The 3,373-nt window shown below is 58.9% G+C and carries 3 protein-coding genes; all 3 read right to left on the bottom strand.

Translation table 11 applies throughout. The features are described 5' to 3' along the window. Positions 1 to 31 precede the first annotated feature (31 nt). Entirely contained in the window at positions 32 to 1,342 is a 1,311-nt protein-coding gene (phoR, locus tag B3Q33_RS14405; RefSeq protein WP_035245847.1) for a phosphate regulon sensor histidine kinase PhoR, read from the bottom strand. A 111-nt stretch (positions 1,343 to 1,453) separates the two neighbouring features. Continuing rightward, on the bottom strand, positions 1,454 to 2,158 hold the full coding sequence (phoB, locus tag B3Q33_RS14410) for a phosphate regulon transcriptional regulator PhoB (protein ID WP_035245848.1): 705 nt from the start codon (positions 2,156 to 2,158) through the stop codon (positions 1,454 to 1,456). A gap of 257 nt (positions 2,159 to 2,415) precedes the next feature. Further along, positions 2,416 to 3,288: a 4-hydroxybenzoate octaprenyltransferase gene (ubiA, locus tag B3Q33_RS14415; protein WP_035245850.1), complete on the bottom strand. Its 873-nt coding sequence runs from the start codon at positions 3,286 to 3,288 to the stop codon at positions 2,416 to 2,418. Between the last annotated feature and the right edge of the window lie 85 nt (positions 3,289 to 3,373).

Consider the following 3,373-nt stretch of genomic DNA (forward strand, 5'->3'; position numbering starts at 1 on the left):
GCGCCTCAAGCGGCGCTCCTACGCTGGCTTTTTACCCCGCCACCGCCGTGGGTTTACTCACCAACCGATCCGCCGGGAAATGACAGGTAAAGACGCTGCCCTTGCCCAGTTCGCTCTTGATTTCCAGTTTGCCGTTGTGGCGGATCATCACGTGCTTGACGATGGCCAGGCCCAGACCGGTGCCGCCGGTCTCGGTGACGCGGCTGTTATCCGGGCGATAGAAGCGTTCGGTGAGGCGCGGAATGTGGGCCGGATCAATGCCGACGCCGTTGTCGCTCACTGCCAGATGCGCGCCGCGTTCATCCTGCCACCAGCGAATCTGGATCTGGCCACCGGCGGGAGTGTATTTCACCGCATTGGTGATCAGGTTGCCGAACGCGCTTTCCAGCTCTGCCGGGTTGGCGATCAGGCGGGCCTCTTCGGTCACGTCCAGCTCGATGCTGTGGGCCTTGTCGGCGCTGAGTGCGAGGGCATTTTCGCGCATGCGTTTGAGCATGCCGTGGACCGGTACCGCCTGGCTCAGGTTGTCCGCGTCGGTGCCTTCCAGTCGGGCCAACAACAGCAGATCCGAGACCAGAGCTTCCATGCGGTTGGACTGGTTGTCCATCTGGGTGAGCGCCCGGCGCAGGCGCGACTGTTCTTCCGGTACGGTATCAAGCAGGGTTTCAAGGTAACCCTTGAGCACGGTCAGCGGGGTTTTCAGTTCGTGGCTCACGTTGGCCACGAAATCCTTGCGCATCTGTTCCAGGTGATGGAGCCGGGTCACGTCCCGGGCCATCATCAACTGTTCGCCCACACCAAACTCGGTGACGCGAAATTGCAGGATGCGGTTGTCGTCTACCGGCGAGGGAATTTCCAGGGCGTCACGAAAATCTCCCTGGCTAAGGTATTCGGTAAATTTCGGATGGCGGATCAGGTTGGTGAGCGGTTGGCCCAGGTCCTGGCGGGCATTGAAACCCATATAGTGTTCTGCGGCCTGGTTCCAGTACTCCAGGTAGCCGTGTTGATCGATGAGGATGACCACATCTTCCAGGGCATTCACCGATTGTTGGGCGCGGTGAATGATGCCTTGCAGGTTTTCCTGGGCGCGGCGTTCTTTCTGGAAAAGGTGTTCAAGGCGAGTGTAGAACTCGCCCCACAGGCCGGTGCTGTCCGGTGGCTCGGTATGGTCATCGCGCACCAGCCAGCTGTACAGGCCAAACAACTGCCGGGTGCTCCAGATGATATAGCCCAGCATGCCTGCCAGCAGTGGCCAGATGTTGCCCACCGCTAACGCCGCCAGAGCGGCCAGCAGTAACAGGCCGACAATGCGATTTACTTCCTTGGCCAGACTGGCTTTCATGATCTCGCTTCCACCGCCCCGTTGCGGCTACGTGGGTGCATTAATCGTAACCGACTCGCATTGCACCACCTCTTCTGATTGCGCGCAATGCGTAGCGCAAACCGGATCGGTTCAGCCTGCCTTGGCGGATTTTACTGAAAAACGGTAGCCGGTGCCGCGTACCGTCTGGATAAAACGGTCGTAGCCGAAGGGGGCCAGGGCCTTGCGCAGGCGACGGATATGCACATCGATGGTGCGGTCTTCCACATACACGTTGGCGCCCCACACCTGATCCAGTAACTGGGTGCGCGAGTAGGCCCGTTCCTGGTGGCTCATGAAGAATTCCAGCAGACGGTATTCCGTCGGGCCCATGTCCACGGGCTCGTCGTCGGCGCTGATGCGGTGGCTGACCGGATCCAGGCAGAGACCTTCCACTTCAATGGCCTTGTCCGCCGCCGTGCTGGAAGCCCGGCGCAGTACCGCCTTGATGCGGGAAATCAGCTCGCGGGTGGAAAATGGCTTGGTGATGTAGTCGTCGGCGCCCACATCCAGGCCCTGGATCTTGTTGTCCTCTTCGCTCTTGGCGGTGAGCATGATGATGGGGATCTCGTTGGTGGTCTCATCACGCTTGAGGCGGCGGGCCAGCTCAATGCCGGTGATCGACGGCAGCATCCAGTCCAGCAGCACCAGATCCGGGCGTTCATCGACAATAATTTCGTGGCCGCGCTGGGCATTTTCTGCCTCCAGCACATCAAAATCAGCCAGCTCCAAGGCAACGGCCACCATTTCCCGAATAGCGGGCTCGTCGTCAACAATCAAAATACGGTTACGGGACATGGCTTTCCTTCCTTGCCTGTCTATCTATGTTGCCCTATTAGATTGCTTTTTTGTGACATCCGTATGACAAGTTGGGCGGATTTTTGGGGGAAAAGCAAGAGGCGAGCTATAACACCAATTCAGGGCATGTGCCGATGGATGGATACGGCACTTCGCGCTGCTGAGGAAAAACAGAAAAAATCTCAGCGCGGGTCATCACGGCTAACGAGTGGCATTACCCTATGTCGCGTTGCAACTTGAAGCTTGTAGCTTGCCACTCAAAGATACTGGAAATATAACCCGACAAACACGCACGCTCCGGCCCAGTGGTTATTGAGAAAAGCGTGGAAGCTGGGCCAGCGTTCCCGGTAGCGGATCAGACTGTGCTGGAACAGGAAGCTCAGGGTCATGCCGCCCAGGCCCACGTACCAGGGCCAAGAGAAGTCCAGCCGTTGTCCCACCATGATCAGCGCCAGCAGAGTCAGACCCTGGAGGATGGCGATCATCAGCCGGTCCGCATCGCCGAACAGGATGGCGGTGCTCTTGATGCCCAGTTTCAGGTCGTCTTCCCGGTCGCACATGGCGTATTCGGTGTCGTAGGCCACAGTCCACACCAGGTTGGCCACATACAATAGCCAGGCGATTTCCGGCACTGCCCCGGTTTCGGCGGCAAATGCCATGGGGATGGCCCAGCTGAAGGCGGCGCCCAGAAACAGTTGCGGCATGAAGGTGAAGCGTTTGGTGAAGGGGTAAAGAACAGCAAGCCCGAGGCCACCGAAGGACAACCAGAAGGTCAGCTCGTTGAGGAACAGCACCAGCACAAAGGCCAGCAGCCCCAGTCCACAGAACAGGGCCAGGGCTTTCTTGGCGCTGATGGCACCGGTGGCCAGTGGACGACCTTTGGTGCGTTCCACGTCACCATCGAAATCCCGGTCGGCAAAGTCGTTAATCACGCAGCCGGCGGCACGCATGATGATCACCCCGAGAATGAAGATCAGCACGGTTTTCAGGCTCGGCGTGCCATTACCGGCAATCCACACCGCCCACAGGGTGGGCCACAGCAGCAGCAGCGTACCGATGGGGCGATCCAGTCGCATCAGCTGTATATAGGGCCAGGCTTGGGGGTAGCGCTGTTCAACGAAGGCAAACATGGGACATCCGGTTGTCAGGGGCGGGGTTAAGTTTCAAGTTGAAAGTGGAAAGTTTCAAGGCGCCTTGTAGGAGCACCTCTTGAGG

The sequence above is a fragment of the Alcanivorax sp. UBA3183 genome (genome assembly GCF_002364155.1).
Classification (GTDB): Bacteria; Pseudomonadota; Gammaproteobacteria; order Pseudomonadales; family Alcanivoracaceae; genus Alcanivorax; species Alcanivorax jadensis.

What these genes read in the sequence shown, in the direction of transcription:
- ubiA (WP_035245850.1), bottom strand. Translation starts at nt 3,288, where the DNA reads ATGTTTGCCTTCGTTGAACAGCGCTACCCCCAAGCCTGGCCCTATATA.
- phoB (WP_035245848.1), bottom strand. Translation starts at nt 2,158, where the DNA reads ATGTCCCGTAACCGTATTTTGATTGTTGACGACGAGCCCGCTATTCGG.
- phoR (WP_035245847.1), bottom strand. Translation starts at nt 1,342, where the DNA reads ATGAAAGCCAGTCTGGCCAAGGAAGTAAATCGCATTGTCGGCCTGTTA.